The 14392-nt window shown below is 62.6% G+C and carries 13 protein-coding genes; 8 read left to right on the top strand and 5 right to left on the bottom strand.

The features are described 5' to 3' along the window. Positions 1–120: 120 nt before the first annotated feature. A complete protein-coding gene (locus tag KU43P_RS19065; RefSeq protein WP_012313507.1) occupies positions 121–939 on the bottom strand; it encodes a pyruvate, water dikinase regulatory protein in 819 nt (272 codons plus the stop codon). 177 nt (positions 940–1116) lie between these two features. Between KU43P_RS19065 and ppsA the strand changes: the two genes are divergently transcribed. The 8 genes from ppsA to KU43P_RS19025 all read left to right on the top strand — a co-directional run bounded on the left by ppsA (position 1117) and on the right by KU43P_RS19025 (position 9345). Next, positions 1117–3492 carry a phosphoenolpyruvate synthase gene (gene ppsA / locus KU43P_RS19060; protein ID WP_317659020.1) on the top strand — a complete coding sequence of 792 codons (2376 nt, stop codon included), beginning with the start codon at positions 1117–1119 and terminating at the stop codon, positions 3490–3492. Positions 3493–3593: 101 nt separating this feature from the next. Next, the gene (locus tag KU43P_RS19055; protein WP_317659018.1) at positions 3594–4586 is read left to right on the top strand and encodes an alpha/beta fold hydrolase; all 993 of its coding nucleotides are present in this window, start codon (positions 3594–3596) and stop codon (positions 4584–4586) included. Positions 4587–4758: 172 nt separating this feature from the next. Next, a complete protein-coding gene (gene rraA, locus KU43P_RS19050) occupies positions 4759–5250 on the top strand; it encodes a ribonuclease E activity regulator RraA (protein ID WP_176511844.1) in 492 nt (163 codons plus the stop codon). Between the two features lie 27 nt (positions 5251–5277). Further along, entirely contained in the window at positions 5278–6273 is a 996-nt protein-coding gene (locus KU43P_RS19045) for a zinc transporter ZntB (RefSeq protein ID WP_317659017.1), read from the top strand. A gap of 165 nt (positions 6274–6438) precedes the next feature. Then, positions 6439–6690 (top strand): CrfX protein, encoded by a 252-nt coding sequence (locus KU43P_RS19040; protein WP_317659016.1) that lies wholly within the window; start codon positions 6439–6441, stop codon positions 6688–6690. Positions 6691–6692: 2 nt separating this feature from the next. Continuing rightward, a complete protein-coding gene (locus KU43P_RS19035) occupies positions 6693–7517 on the top strand; it encodes a mechanosensitive ion channel family protein (protein WP_317659015.1) in 825 nt (274 codons plus the stop codon). A 113-nt stretch (positions 7518–7630) separates the two neighbouring features. Further along, entirely contained in the window at positions 7631–8197 is a 567-nt protein-coding gene (sigX, locus tag KU43P_RS19030; protein ID WP_003248665.1) for an RNA polymerase sigma factor SigX, read from the top strand. Positions 8198–8307: 110 nt separating this feature from the next. Further along, positions 8308–9345 (top strand): OmpA family protein, encoded by a 1038-nt coding sequence (locus tag KU43P_RS19025; protein ID WP_317659012.1) that lies wholly within the window; start codon positions 8308–8310, stop codon positions 9343–9345. A gap of 120 nt (positions 9346–9465) precedes the next feature. Here KU43P_RS19025 and KU43P_RS19020 read toward each other — a convergent pair whose 3' ends face one another. From KU43P_RS19020 to KU43P_RS19005, 4 genes are all read right to left on the bottom strand, one after another. Next, complete coding sequence (locus KU43P_RS19020; RefSeq protein ID WP_317659011.1) at positions 9466–11133, bottom strand: bifunctional protein-serine/threonine kinase/phosphatase; 1668 nt, start codon at positions 11131–11133, stop codon at positions 9466–9468. Positions 11134–11142: 9 nt separating this feature from the next. Continuing rightward, complete coding sequence (locus KU43P_RS19015) at positions 11143–12354, bottom strand: nitrate/nitrite transporter (RefSeq protein WP_317659010.1); 1212 nt, start codon at positions 12352–12354, stop codon at positions 11143–11145. Between the two features lie 162 nt (positions 12355–12516). After that, positions 12517–13092, bottom strand: a complete 576-nt coding sequence (locus KU43P_RS19010; RefSeq protein ID WP_317659009.1) for an ANTAR domain-containing response regulator — start codon at positions 13090–13092, stop codon at positions 12517–12519. Between the two features lie 11 nt (positions 13093–13103). Then, positions 13104–14306, bottom strand: coding sequence for a CmpA/NrtA family ABC transporter substrate-binding protein (locus KU43P_RS19005; protein ID WP_317659008.1), 1203 nt, complete (start codon positions 14304–14306; stop codon positions 13104–13106). Positions 14307–14392: the final 86 nt, after the last annotated feature.

Genomic DNA, 14392 nt, shown 5'->3' with positions numbered 1-14392 from the left:
TTTTTTGTGTCTGTTCTGGCCCTATCGCCAGCAAGCCGGCTCCCACAGGTACTCCACAACTTTTGACATCGGTGATGATCTTGTGGGAGCCGGCTTGCCGGCGATAGGGCCGCTGCAGGCTTACTTGAACCTGCGCTCCACCCCTTTCTCCACGAGGATCTTCGCCGAAATCTCCTCCACCGAAAAATGCGTGGAGTTGATGTTGGGAATGTTCTCGCGGCGGAACAGGCTCTCCACTTCGCGCACCTCGAACTCGCACTGGGCAAAGCTCGAATAGCGGCTGTTGGGCTTGCGCTCGTGGCGGATGGCGGTCAGGCGATCAGGGTCGATGGTCAGGCCGAACAGCTTGTTGTGGTGCTTCTTCAGCACCGCCGGCAACTGCAGGCGCTCCATGTCGTCTTCGGTCAGCGGGTAGTTGGCGGCGCGGATACCGAACTGCATGGCCATGTACAGGCAGGTGGGAGTCTTGCCGCAGCGCGACACGCCCACCAGGATCAGGTCGGCTTTGTCGTAATAATGGGTGCGCGCGCCATCGTCGTTGTCGAGGGCGAAGTTCACCGCCTCGATGCGCTCCATGTAGTTGGAATTGCCACCGATCGAGTGCGATTTCCCAACGGAATACGACGAATGGGCCGTCAATTCCTGCTCAAGCGGGGATAAAAACGTCGAAAAGATGTCGATCATGAAGCCGTTCGACGTGGCCAGGATTTCGCGGATGTCCTGGTTGACGATGGTGTCGAAGATGATCGGGCGCATGCCGTCGCGTTCGGCGGCGGCGTTGATCTGCTGCACCATGGTGCGCGCCTTGTCAGGCGTATCGATGTACGGGCGGGTGAATTTGTTGAACGGAATGCTATCGAATTGCGCAAGCAGGCTTTGGCCCAGAGTTTCGGCGGTGATGCCGGTGCCATCGGAGATGAAGAACGCGGTTCGTTTCATTTGCGATCTGGGCCTTAAGCTGATGACGATTCTTGGATATGATAAGTTCGGTTTGCCGAACGCGGCTGTCGGCATTCTCACTTATTTTCCAGGTACAGGCCACAAGCGCCCGGCCAAGTCTACGCAGGCAGGCGGGCGCCCTTGAGCTTTTCCAATACAGTTAGTGGAGAGATCACCTTGGTAGAGTACGTAGTTTCCCTCGAAAAGCTCGGCGTCCATGATGTAGAGCATGTGGGGGGCAAGAACGCATCCCTGGGCGAGATGATCAGCAACCTCGCAGGTGCTGGCGTTTCGGTGCCGGGCGGCTTTGCCACTACGGCTCAGGCGTACCGCGACTTTCTCGAGCAGAGTGGCCTGAACGACCGCATCCACGCCGCGCTCGACGCGCTGGACGTGGACGACGTCAACGCCCTGGCCAAAACTGGCGCGCAGATCCGTCAGTGGGTCATGGAGGCCGAATTCCCGGCGCGTCTGGATGCGGAAATCCGCACTGCCTTCGCGGCCATGTCCCAGGGCAACGACAACATGGCAGTGGCCGTGCGCTCTTCGGCCACCGCCGAAGACCTGCCGGATGCCTCGTTCGCCGGCCAGCAGGAAACCTTCCTCAACATCCGTGGCGTCGACAACGTGATTCGCGCGGCCAAGGAAGTGTTCGCCTCGCTGTTCAACGACCGCGCCATCGCCTACCGCGTGCACCAGGGCTTCGACCACAAGCTGGTGGCCCTGTCGGCCGGCGTGCAGCGCATGGTCCGTTCGGAAACCGGCACCGCCGGCGTGATGTTCACCCTCGACACCGAGTCGGGCTTTCGCGACGTGGTGTTCATCACCGGTGCCTACGGCCTGGGCGAAACCGTGGTGCAGGGTGCGGTCAACCCTGACGAATTCTACGTCCACAAGCAAACCCTGCAGGCCGGCCGCCCGGCCATCCTGCGCCGTAACCTGGGCAGCAAGGCGATCAAGATGGTCTATGGCGACGAAGCCAAGGCCGGCCGTTCGGTCAAGACCGTCGAAGTCGAACGCGCCGAGCGCGCACGCTTCTGCCTGAGCGACGACGAAGTCAACGAGCTGGCCAAGCAGGCCATGATCATCGAGCAGCACTATCAGCGCCCGATGGACATCGAGTGGGCCAAGGACGGTGACGACGGCAAGCTGTACATCGTGCAGGCCCGCCCTGAAACCGTGAAGAGCCGTGCCAGCGCCAACGTCATGGAGCGCTACCTGCTCAAGGAAAAGGGCACCGTACTGGTCGAAGGCCGCGCCATCGGCCAGCGCATCGGCGCCGGCAAGGTCCGCGTGATCAACGACGTGTCCGAGATGGACAAGGTGCAGCCGGGTGACGTACTGGTTTCCGACATGACCGACCCGGACTGGGAGCCGGTCATGAAGCGCGCCAGCGCCATCGTCACCAACCGTGGTGGCCGTACCTGTCACGCGGCGATCATCGCCCGTGAGCTGGGCATCCCGGCCGTGGTCGGTTGCGGCAACGCCACCCAGCTGCTCAAAGACGGCCAGGGCGTTACCGTCTCCTGCGCAGAAGGCGACACCGGCTTCATCTTCGAAGGTGAGCTGGGCTTCGACGTCAAGCAGAACTCGGTCGATGCCATGCCGGAACTGCCGTTCAAGATCATGATGAACGTTGGCAACCCGGACCGCGCCTTCGACTTCGCCCAGTTGCCCAACGCCGGTGTGGGCCTGGCGCGCCTGGAATTCATCATCAACCGCATGATCGGCGTGCACCCCAAGGCGCTGCTGAACTACGCCGGCTTGCCTGCCGACCTGAAGGACAGCGTCGACAAACGCATCGCCGGCTACAACGACCCGGTCGGCTTCTACGTCGAGAAACTGGTCGAGGGCATCAGCACCCTGGCGGCCGCCTTCTACCCGAAAAAGGTCATCGTGCGCCTGTCGGACTTCAAGTCCAACGAGTACGCCAACCTGATCGGCGGCAAGCTGTACGAGCCGGAAGAAGAGAACCCGATGCTGGGCTTCCGCGGTGCCTCGCGCTACATCAGCGAGTCGTTCCGTGACTGCTTCGAGCTCGAGTGCCGTGCGCTCAAGCGCGTGCGCAACGAGATGGGCCTGACCAACGTCGAGATCATGGTGCCGTTCGTGCGTACCTTGGGCGAAGCCAGCCAGGTCGTCGACCTGCTCGCCGAAAACGGCCTGGCCCGTGGCGACAACGGCCTGCGCGTGATCATGATGTGCGAGCTGCCGTCCAACGCCATTCTGGCCGAAGAGTTCCTTGAGTACTTCGACGGCTTCTCCATCGGCTCCAACGACCTGACCCAGCTGACCCTGGGCCTGGACCGTGACTCGGGGATCATTGCTCACCTGTTCGACGAGCGTAACCCTGCCGTTAAGAAGCTGCTGGCCAACGCCATCCAGGCGTGCAACAAGGCCGGCAAGTACATCGGCATCTGCGGTCAGGGCCCGTCGGACCACCCGGACCTGGCCAAGTGGCTGATGGAACAAGGCATCGAAAGCGTGTCGCTGAACCCTGACTCGGTGCTCGAGACCTGGTTCTTCCTGGCCGAGGGCCAGGGCGCGGCCTGATGCGATGAAATGCGGGGGTGCATCTGGCGTGCCCCCGCCTGGTTTTATCCAGGGCGAGCTCCAGCAATGGATCCCGCCCTTTTTTGTGCACCAAGCAACCTATGCAAAGCAGCAGTACTTTATTTCCCGTCGCCCTGCTCAGTGCCGAGCGGCGCGGCGATCTCAGCGAAGACGTTTACCGGATCAAGGCCGGCAACAGCCCTGACCCCAGCGTCGAAATCGCGGTAACTCGCCTGGGCCTGGCCGACAGCGGCCGCGCCCAGGGTGTGCCGGTCATTCTCCTGCATGGCAGTTTTTCCAATCGGCGTTTCTGGTATTCGCCCAAAGGCATCGGGCTGGGCGCGTACCTGGCGCGCGCCGGGTTCGATGTGTGGATTCCGGAGATGCGCGGCCATGGTTTGTCCCCGCGCAATCGGCATTGGAAACACAATCGTGTGGCCGACTATGCCCGTGATGACCTGCCGCTGATCGCGGCGTTCGTTCAGGAACAGGCCGGCCAGGCGCCGCATTGGGTTGGCCACTCGTTGGGTGGCATTACCCTCGCGGCGGCGCTTGGTGGCGGCTTCCTGCAGGCAGAGCAGGTCGCCAGCGCGGCGTTTTTCGGCACCCAGATCAGCCGGGTTTACTGGCCTTTGAAAGTGCCGCCGCTGACCTGGGGTGCGAAGTTGTTGCTCAAGCGTTGGGGGCAGATATCCGGGCCGCGTTTCAAGCGTGGGCCGGAGGACGAGCCCATCGGACTGGCCCTGGAGAGCATGCGCTGGCATGGCCTGTTCGGGCGTTTTGGCGACAAGCAGAGCGACTGGTGGGCGGGGTTGGCCGAGGTCGATGTGCCGGTGCTGGCCGTGGCCGGGGCAGCGGACTTTCAGGATCCGGTGTGGGCTTGTCGCAAGCTGTTCGATCAGCTCGGAGGCGCGCGCAAGCAGTTCCTGCGCCTGGGGCGTGAGCAGGGGTTCGAGGCCTTTGGGCATGTCGACATGCTGGTGAGCAAGGCGGCCCAGGCGCAGGTGTGGCCTCTGGTGGAGCGCTGGCTGCGGGCGCCGTTGCTGCCGGTGCATGAGTCGACGATGGTGGCCGAGCCTGTGCCGGCCGGTTGATTTCTTGTTGTCTGGGCCGGCCCTATCGCCGGCAAGCTGGATCCCACAGGTACCCCACAGTACTCAAGGCCTGTGGGAGCCAACTGACTGCCCAGTCCCGGATGACTGCACCAGCCTCTCCGGTGTAGCCTTGGCCGACACCCGCTTTCGTTGTGACTGACAGGAGCTTCCCATGCAGCATTACGTAACGCCCGACCTCTGCGACGCCTACCCGGACCTGGTTCAGGTGCTGGAACCGATGTTCAGCAATTTCGGCGGCCGCGATTCGTTCGGTGGCCAGATCGTCACCATCAAGTGTTTCGAAGACAACTCGCTGGTGAAAGAGCAGGTCGAGCTCGACGGCAAGGGCAAAGTGCTGGTGGTCGACGGCGGTGGTTCGCTGCGCCGTGCTCTGCTCGGTGACATGCTCGCCGAAAAGGCCGCCAAGAACGGTTGGGAAGGCCTGGTGATCTACGGTTGTGTGCGCGATGTGGACGTGCTGATCCAGACCGACGTAGGCGTGCAAGCCCTGGCCAGCCACCCGATGAAAACCGACAAGCGTGGTATCGGCGACCTCAACGTGGCCGTGACTTTCGCCGGTGTGACGTTCCGCCCGGGGGAGTACGTGTATGCCGACAACAACGGCGTGATCATCTCGCCCAGCCCGCTGAAGATGCCGGAGTAAGCGCCCCCGCGCGCTGATGGAGCTTTGATGTTCGAGGAAGACAACGCGCAGTGGGGGCTGGTACATGCCCTGGTGCTCGATGGTAGAGGCGGCGCGCGCTCGATCGCCCGGACCGAGCTGGACGCCCTGCAGCTGCAACCACAGGAAAGCCTGTGGTTGCACTGGGACCGTAGCCACCCCCAAACCCGTACCTGGCTGCTGCATGACAGCGGCCTGAGCGAGTTCGCCTGCGACCTGCTGCTGGAAGAAAACACCCGGCCACGCCTGCTGCCCATGGCGGCCGAGCAGTTGCTGCTGTTCTTGCGAGGGGTCAACCTCAACCCGGGCGCCGAGCCCGAAGACATGGTGTCGGTGCGTATCTTCGCCGAGGCGCAACGGGTCATTTCCCTGCGCCTGAGGCCGTTGCGCGCCAGTGATGAAGTACTCCAGCAACTGGACGAGGGCAGGGGGCCGAAATCGGCGTCCGAGCTGTTGCTGCTGATGGGTGAATTGCTCACCGAGAAGGTCCAGGCGCTGGTCAGCGACCTGTCCGAACTGGTCGATCTTGAGGAAGAAAAGGTCGAATCCGACGAACGGTATACTCCCGAAAACGGCAGCCTGCAGCAGATCCGCCGTCGCGCCGCCGGTCTTCGGCGTTTCCTGGCACCACAGCGAGAGATCTACGCGCAGCTTTCACGCAGCAAATGGAGCTGGTTCGCCGAGGCCGACGCCGACTACTGGAACGAATTGAACAACAGCCTGATCCGCTATCTCGAGGAGCTCGAGCTGACCCGAGAACGGGCCGCCCTGGTACTGGAAAGCGAGGACCGCCGCCGTAGCGAGCGGATGAACCGGACCATGTACCGCTTTGGCATCATCACCTGCATTTTCCTGCCCATGAGCTTTATCACCGGGTTGCTGGGGATCAATGTGGGCGGCATTCCGGGGGCGGAGAATCCTTATGGTTTCCTGTTCGCCTGCGTCGTCGTGCTCGGCTTGGCGGTGGGGCAGTGGTGGCTGTTCCGACGCTTGCGGTGGGTCTAGTTTTGCAGGGCCCTCATCGCCGGCAAGCCGGCTCCCACAGGTATCCCACAGCTTTCAAGGCTTGTGGTGTCCCTGTGGGAGCCGGCTTGCCGGCGATGAGGGCCCTGCGATGTGTGACCCATCGCCCATCGCCCTCGTCTCTGACTGATACTGCGCGAGGTGCCCATGCACGATCCGTTTGAAGAATCCCTGCGTGACTTGCTCAAAGCGTCGCCTTCCGGTGAAGACCGGGACGACGCCGCGTGCCTGGGTCGCGTGCTGAAGACCGCCAACCGCCAGGTTGGCGCGGGTGATCTGTTCAGCCTGCTTGGCCGCTGGAGCCAGGCGCTGCTGATCGCCGTGAACAATGGCTCGGCGCATGTTGCGCCTGTACGTCGTAACGCTGCCGCTGGCAGCAAAGCTGATAAGGCCGATTGAATATGGAACTCGATCTCTGGACCCAGAGCCTGGTCACCGCAATGACCGCCCTATGGACCAAGGTAGCGAACTTCATCCCCAACCTGTTCGGCGCGCTGGTGGTAGTGCTGCTCGGTTTCGTGGTGGCCAAGCTGCTCGATACGCTGCTGTCGAAACTGCTCGCCAAGTTCGGCCTGGACCGCCTGATGGCCGGTACAGGGCTGACCAAAATGCTGAGCCGGGTCGGTATCCAGGTGCCGATCTCGACCCTGATCGGCAAGATCGTCTACTGGTTCGTGCTGCTGATCTTCCTGGTCTCCGCCGCTGAATCGCTCGGCCTTGAGCGGGTTTCGGCAACCCTCGACATGCTTGCGCTGTACCTGCCCAAGGTGTTTGGCGCAGCGCTGGTGCTGCTGGCCGGCGTGCTGCTGGCGCAGGTAGCCAATGGCCTGGTGCGCGGTGCTGCCGAGGGCATCGGCCTTGAGTATTCGGCGGGCCTGGGGCGTATTACCCAAGGCCTGGTAATCATCATCAGCATCTCGGTGGCCATCAGCCAGCTCGAGGTCAAGACCGACCTGCTGAACCACGTGATCGTCATCGGTTTGATTACCGTTGGTCTGGCCGTCGCCTTGGCAATGGGCCTCGGCAGTCGCGAAATTGCCGGGCAGATTCTGGCCGGCATCTACGTGCGCGAACTCTACCAGGTCGGCCAGCAGGTGCGGATTGGAGAGGTCGAAGGGCAGATCGAGGAAATCGGCACGGTGAAGACCACGCTGTTGACCGATGATGGCGAACTGGTGTCGTTGTCCAACCGCGTGTTGCTTGAGCAGCGTGTCAATAGCCGCTAACCGCACAAAAGCTGTTAATGTATGCCGCCGCAAAAATCGGCCCGTGGGGCTGAGCGGCGACATTGACCTGACTGTCGGCCAGATCCGTTTTGAATAAAGTTCATTCGCCGCCCATGCGTTACGACCCCCGCGAGCTCACCGACGAGGAGTTGGTGGCGCGTTCGCATGAGGAGCTGTATCACGTTACCCGCGCCTACGAGGAGCTCATGCGGCGCTACCAGCGGACCCTGTTCAACGTCTGTGCACGTTATTTGGGGAACGACCGGGATGCCGACGATGTCTGTCAGGAAGTGATGCTGAAGGTGCTTTACGGGCTGAAGAACTTCGAAGGCAAATCCAAGTTCAAGACCTGGCTCTACAGCATCACCTACAACGAGTGCATTACCCAGTACCGCAAGGAGCGTCGCAAGCGTCGGTTGATGGATGCCTTGAGTCTTGACCCTGTTGAAGAGGCGTCTGAAGACAAGGCTCCGAAACCGGAAGAAAAGGGCGGGCTGGACAAGTGGCTGGTGCATGTGAACCCGATTGACCGTGAGATTTTGGTGCTGCGTTTTGTCGCAGAACTGGAATTTCAGGAAATCGCCGATATCATGCACATGGGCTTGAGCGCAACGAAAATGCGCTACAAGCGCGCGCTAGACAAGCTTAGAGAGAAATTTGCAGGCCTTGATGAAACTTAGTCACTTGTAAATATCTCTAACCAACCGGCGAGTTCTGCTAGACTTGCCGTCGAGTTGTCCCCCGGATGTTGGTGGGACTGCTTAACTATCACCAGATGGGGATTTAACGGATGAAATTGAAAAACACCTTGGGCTTGGCCATTGGCTCGCTCGTAGCCGCTACTTCGTTCGGCGTTCTGGCTCAAGGCCAAGGCGCAGTCGAAATCGAAGGTAACGTTACCAAGCAGTACTACGACAGCGAGCGTAACTTCAAGAACGACGGCACCAATCCTGGTGTTCGCCTCGGTTACTTCCTGACCGACGACGTCTCCCTGGACCTGGGCTACAACGAAACCCACAACGCTCGTGGCGAAGTCTTCAACAAAGACATCAAAGGTTCCAAGGCCAAGCTGGACGCTACCTACCACTTCGGTACCGTCGGCGATGCTCTGCGTCCGTACGTTTCCGCTGGTTTCGCTCACGAGAGCCTGGGTCAGGCCACTCGTAGCGGCCGCGACCACTCCACCTTCGCCAACGTTGGCGCTGGCGCCAAGTGGTACATCACCGACATGTTCTTCGCCCGTGCCGGCGTTGAAGCCATGTACAACATCGACAACGGCAACACCGAGTGGGGCCCATCCGTTGGTGTTGGTCTGAACTTCGGTGGCAGCGGTGGCAAAGTTGCTGCTGCTCCGGCTCCAGTTGCTGAAGTCTGCTCCGACAGCGACAACGACGGCGTTTGCGACAACGTCGACAAGTGCCCGGACACCCCGGCCAACGTCACCGTTGACGCCGATGGCTGCCCAGCTGTTGCTGAAGTCGTTCGTGTTGAGCTGGACGTCAAGTTCGACTTCGACAAGTCGGTCGTCAAGCCTAACAGCTACGGCGACATCAAAAACCTGGCTGACTTCATGAAGCAGTACCCACAGACCACCACCGTGGTTGAAGGTCACACTGACTCCGTAGGTCCAGACGCTTACAACCAGAAGCTGTCCGAGCGTCGTGCCAACGCTGTTAAGCAAGTCCTGACCCAGCAGTACGGCGTAGAATCCAGCCGTGTTGACTCGGTTGGCTACGGCGAAACCCGTCCGGTTGCCGACAACGCCACCGAAGAAGGCCGTGCTATCAACCGTCGCGTTGAAGCTCAGGTAGAAGCCCAGTCCAAGTAATTGGTCTGAAGCTTCAATGAAAAACCCGGCTCAGGCCGGGTTTTTCTTTGCCTGCGATTTGTTGAGCCGGTTCTGGCGCTATTGCTGGCAAGCCAGCGATAGCACCCGAACCGGCACGGCTCAGCCTTTGAGCATGCTGATCAGCAAAATCAGATTGAGCAACAGCGACAGCAATGCCAAAGTGCGCCAGACCTTCAGCGGCTCACGTTCGAGCAATGGCCGGCGGTGGTTGCCAAGCACCTGGCGGTCACCGCGTTCCAGCAACAACAGCCACTGCTCTGCCGTTTCGAAGCGCTGTGCCGGGTCGGCTGCTACCGCCTGCTGCAGGTTGTGTTGCAGCCATTCCGGTAAGTCGGGCCGGTAGCGCGAGGCATTGACCGGCTGCCCGAAGCGCGGGCGCTGAAAGGCTTCGACTTCACCGTATGGGTAATGCCCGGTCAGTAGGTGGTAGAGCGTTACGCCTACCGCATAAAGGTCCTGGCGCGGGCTGGGTGGCTGGCCTTCGAAGGCCTCCGGCGCCAGGTAGGACGGTGTGCCGGGTAGCGTGTGCTGCGGCTCCTCGCAAAGCCCCGGGCAATACGCCAAGCCGAAATCCAGCAGGCGCAGTTGACCGTCCACACCCAGGTGCAGGTTGTCAGGCTTGATGTCGCGATGCAGCAGATTGCGTCGGTGCAGCACGCCAACGGCCTGCAGTAGCTGGCGCGCCACCTCCAGCCATTGTGCCAGCGGCAGGGGGCCCTGTTCGGCGAGCTGGGTGGAGAGGGTGTGGCCCTTGTGCTCGCGCATGACGTAGTAAAGGTGCTGGCGCTGGCTGGCTGCATGCAGCTCGGGGAAGTGGCGGCCGGCTACCCTGCGCAGGAACCACTCTTCGAGCAGCAAGCCCTGGGCCGCTCCCGGTTCTTGTTCGCGTTCGCCAGGCAAGGTCTTGAGCAACCAGGGCTGCCCTTGGCTGTCGTGCACCCGGTAGAGCAGTGACTGGCGGCTCAGTGCCAGGCATGTATCGACCTGCCAGCCATCGATCACCTGGCCAGTGCGCAACGGGCCTGGCAGCGGCCACTGCTGCAGTTGCACCAGGGTGTCGCCCAGGTTGGTCTCACCCAGCTTTTCGACCCGCACCAGCAAGGCACTGGCGTTATCCTGGCTGCCATTGAGGTGGGCGCTGGCAACCAGGGTATCGACCGCTTGCTGCAGATCGGGCTGCTCGCGCAGTACTGCCTGGATGTGCTGGTCACCCAGGCTGGCCCACACGCCGTCGCTGAGCAGCAAATAGCACTCGCCAGGCTGCAGCTCGCCGTCCAGGTAGTCGACCAGCAGATGCTGGTCGAGCCCCAGGGCGCGTTTGAGCACATGCTGCATGCCTGGCTGGTCCCACACGTGGTCTTGGCTCAGGCACTGCAAACGGCCGCCGTGCCAGCGATAGGCACGACAATCGCCGACATGCGCCAGGGTGAAGCGGCGGCCACGCAGCACCAGGGCGCTGAGGGTGGTCAGCAGCGGCTGGCCGCCCTGGGCGCGCAACCAGCGATTCTGGGCCAGCAGCAGGCGATCCAGGGCCTGGGCCACGCCCCAGGTGGCAGGCGTGGCGTAGTAGTCCATGGCCAGCGCCTGCAAGCTGGCACGGGCAGCCAGGCCGCCGTCGGCGCACTGGCTGACACCGTCGGCGAGGGCGAACAGGTAGCCCTTGCTGGCGGCCAGTTCGGGCGCGGGCGTCACCAGGCGCAGGGCATCCTGGTTCTCTTCGCGCGGCCCGATGGCGCTGGCCTGGGCAAAACTGAGCTGCAAGCTCATCGAGCTGGCTCAGACCCGTGCGGCGGTGACCGCCGCAGAGCCCCAGGTGGTGCGCCAGCGCTGCTTCACCCCGTGCAGCCCGAACCAGGCCAGCAGGCCGAGGCTGGCGAACAGCCACAGGCCCAGCTGATAGTCGCCAGTGTGCTGCTTGATGGTGCCCAGGCCTGCGGCCAGCAGAAAACCACCCATGCCGCCAGCCATGCCGATCAGCCCGGTCATCACGCCGATCTCTTGCCGAAAGCGTTGAGGTACGAGCTGGAACACGGCGCCGTTGCCGGCGCCCAGGCCGAGCATGGCGCTGACGAACAGGGCGAGAGCCGCAGCGGCGCTGGGCAGGTTGAACCCGACTGCGGCGATACACACGGCGGCCACGCTGTACATGCCTAGCAGAGTACGGATGCCGCCGAAGCGGTCGGCCAGGGCGCCACCGAGCGGGCGCATCAGGCTGCCGGCAAAGACGCAGGCGGCGGTGTAGTAACCGGCAGTGACCGGGCTCAGGCCATACTGGTCGCTGAAGTAGCCGGGCAGGGCGCTGGCCAGGCCGATGAAGCCGCCGAAGGTGACGCTGTAGAAGAACATGAACCACCAGCTGTCCCGGTCGCCCAAGGCCTTGAGGTAATCGGCCATGGCTTTCGGCTTGGGCCTTTGCGGGGCATTGCGTGCGAGCAGGGTGAACAGTACCAGGGTCAGCAGCAATGGAATCACGGCAAAGCCGAATACGTTGTTCCAGCCGAAGCCTGCGGCCAGCACGGGGGCCAGCAGTGCAGCGAACACCGTACCGGAGTTGCCCGCGCCGGCGATGCCCATGGCCTTGCCCTGATGTTGCGGTGGATACCATTGCGAGGCGAGCGGTAGCGAAACCGCGAACGAAGCACCGGCCACGCCGAGGAAAACACCGAGCAGCAGTGCCTGTTCATAGCTGTGCACGCCCAAATGCCAGGCGCCGGCCAGGGCGACGATGACGACTACCTGGCCAATCAGCCCTGAGGTTTTGGGGGAAAGGCGGTCGACCAGCAGGCCCATGACGAAGCGCAGCACGGCGCCAGCGAGAATGGGCGTGGCGACCATCAGGCCGCGTTGTTGTGTGCTGAGCTGCAGGTCGGTGGCAATCTGCACGGCCAGGGGGCCGAGCAGGTACCAGACCATGAAGCTCAGGTCGAAATACAGGAACGCGGCGAACAGCGTGGGCACATGCCCGGATTTCCAGAAGCTGGTACTCATCGAACACCTCACTCGGCAATGCAACGGAAACGAAAAGACGTCGCTACCCCGGCCACTGGTGGTGGAGGGGAGGGCGACGTCTTTGTCGGGATTAGCTGGGCAACCGCCGTTGGCTACCGGTGCAAAGTCTTCAGCAAGAGATGGGCCAATATCACCGGTGTTTCAGCCCAGCATCTCGTGCATGGCAATGATCTGTTCGGCCACCTGGATCAGTTTCTGCTGCCGGCTCATCGCTTGGCGTCGCATCAGGGTGTAGGCCTGTTCTTCGTTGCAGTCTTTCATTTTCATCAGCAGTCCCTTGGCCTGCTCGATGCGCTTGCGCTCGGCCAACTGCTGGTCGCGCGCCAGTAGCTGAGCCTTGAGCGCCTGGTCGCTTTCGAAGCGGGCCATGGCGACATCGAGGATCGGTTGCAACCTGGCCGCGTGAATGCCTTCGACGATGTATGCGCTGACACCCGCCTGGATCGCCTGGCGCATCACCCCTGGGTCATGCTCGTCGGTGAACAGCACAATGGGCCGCGGCTGCTCGCGGCTGACCATCACCACTTGCTCCATCACATCGCGATCGGGTGACTCGGTATCGATCAGCACCACGTCCGGGCGCACCGTTTCGACGCAGGCGGGCAGGTCGATGGTCAGGTCTGGCGCTTCGATCACCTCGAAGCCGGCTTGGCGCAGGGCCGCCTTGAGGCGGCCGAGCTTCTTCTGAGTGTCGTCGATCAGCAGGATGCGCAGCATGGTGGAGACCCTCACGAACCGACACGCGCGCCAGGCGCATCGCCCAGCGCATGCAGGCGAAAGCTGCGGGCATAGCCATAGGGGTCGCTGCCATCCCAGCGTATGCCGTCGATCAACAGGCTGCTGCGCATGGGCTGGGCAGGGCAGGGTACCCCGAGCGTTTCGGCGGCGTCGCGGTACAGCGCGAGCTGCTGGACCTGGCGGGCTACACCGAGGTAATCGGGGTCGTCACGCAGCAAGCCCCAGCGACGGAACTGGGTCATGAACCACATGCCGTCGGACAGGTAAGGCAGGTTGGCGCGGCCCTGGTCGAACAGGCGCAGGGCGTGAGGATCCTGCCACTGGTTGCCCAGGCCGTCCTGATAGTTGCCCAGCAGGCGCGGCTCGATGTTTTCCGCAGGCGTGTCGAGATAAGCACTGCCGGCCAGCAGTTGCGCGGTGCTGCGGCGGTTCTCCTGGCTCTGCTCGATGAAGCGGCTGGCGGCAAGAACTGCCTTGATCAGCGCCCGGGCGCTGTTGGGGTACTGCTCGACGAAAGTGCGCGCACAGGCCAGCACTTTTTCCGGGTGATCGGGCCAGATCGACTGGCTGGTGGCCAGGGTGAAGCCCTGGCCTTGTGCGATGGCGGCGGCAGCCCAGGGCTCGCCGACGCAGAAACCGTCGATGCGGTCGGCCTGGATGTGTGCGGCCATTTGCGCCGGCGGCACCACCACGCTGTCGACATCGTGCAGTGGATGGATGCCCTGGCTGGCCAGCCAGTAGTACAGCCACATGGCATGGGTGCCGGTGGGGAAGGTCTGGGCAAAGGTCAACCGCGCGCCATGCTGGTGCACCAGCCGAGCCAGTGCCTCAGGGCTGGTCACGCCTTTGCGTTGCAAGGCAGGGGATAGATTGAGCGCCTGGGCATTCTGGTTCAGGCCCATGAGCACGGCCATGCTGCTGGCTGGCACGCCGCCGATGCCCAGATGCACTGCGTAGACCAACCCGTACAGGCAATGGGCAGCATCCAGTTCGCCGCTGGCCAGCTTGTCGCGCAGCCCGGCCCATGAGCCCTGGCGCCTGAGGTTGAGGGTCAGGCCCTGTTGTTGGGCAAAGCCTTGGGTGGCAGCGACCACCACTGACGCGCAGTCGGTGAGGGCCATGAAACCGATATCGAGGCTGGGTTTTTCCGGCGCGTCGCTGCCGTTGACCCATGCCAGAGGTGATGTATTCACGAAGATCCTCGCCTGTACTGAAGTAGGCCGTGTGCAGGCGATGTAGCAACGCATGTGCCAAGGCCCTGTCATGGTGAGCGCGCGCT

The sequence above is a fragment of the Pseudomonas sp. KU43P genome (assembly GCF_033095865.1).
In the GTDB taxonomy this organism is placed as follows: Bacteria; Pseudomonadota; Gammaproteobacteria; order Pseudomonadales; family Pseudomonadaceae; genus Aquipseudomonas.
This window is presented reverse-complemented; position numbering and strand designations above follow the sequence as displayed.

What these genes read in the sequence shown, in the direction of transcription:
- KU43P_RS19065 (WP_012313507.1), bottom strand. Translation starts at nt 939, where the DNA reads ATGAAACGAACCGCGTTCTTCATCTCCGATGGCACCGGCATCACCGCC.
- KU43P_RS19055 (WP_317659018.1), top strand. Translation starts at nt 3,594, where the DNA reads ATGCAAAGCAGCAGTACTTTATTTCCCGTCGCCCTGCTCAGTGCCGAG.
- rraA (WP_176511844.1), top strand. Translation starts at nt 4,759, where the DNA reads ATGCAGCATTACGTAACGCCCGACCTCTGCGACGCCTACCCGGACCTG.
- KU43P_RS19045 (WP_317659017.1), top strand. Translation starts at nt 5,278, where the DNA reads ATGTTCGAGGAAGACAACGCGCAGTGGGGGCTGGTACATGCCCTGGTG.
- KU43P_RS19040 (WP_317659016.1), top strand. Translation starts at nt 6,439, where the DNA reads ATGCACGATCCGTTTGAAGAATCCCTGCGTGACTTGCTCAAAGCGTCG.
- KU43P_RS19035 (WP_317659015.1), top strand. Translation starts at nt 6,693, where the DNA reads ATGGAACTCGATCTCTGGACCCAGAGCCTGGTCACCGCAATGACCGCC.
- sigX (WP_003248665.1), top strand. Translation starts at nt 7,631, where the DNA reads ATGCGTTACGACCCCCGCGAGCTCACCGACGAGGAGTTGGTGGCGCGT.
- KU43P_RS19025 (WP_317659012.1), top strand. Translation starts at nt 8,308, where the DNA reads ATGAAATTGAAAAACACCTTGGGCTTGGCCATTGGCTCGCTCGTAGCC.
- KU43P_RS19020 (WP_317659011.1), bottom strand. Translation starts at nt 11,133, where the DNA reads ATGAGCTTGCAGCTCAGTTTTGCCCAGGCCAGCGCCATCGGGCCGCGC.
- KU43P_RS19015 (WP_317659010.1), bottom strand. Translation starts at nt 12,354, where the DNA reads ATGAGTACCAGCTTCTGGAAATCCGGGCATGTGCCCACGCTGTTCGCC.
- KU43P_RS19010 (WP_317659009.1), bottom strand. Translation starts at nt 13,092, where the DNA reads ATGCTGCGCATCCTGCTGATCGACGACACTCAGAAGAAGCTCGGCCGC.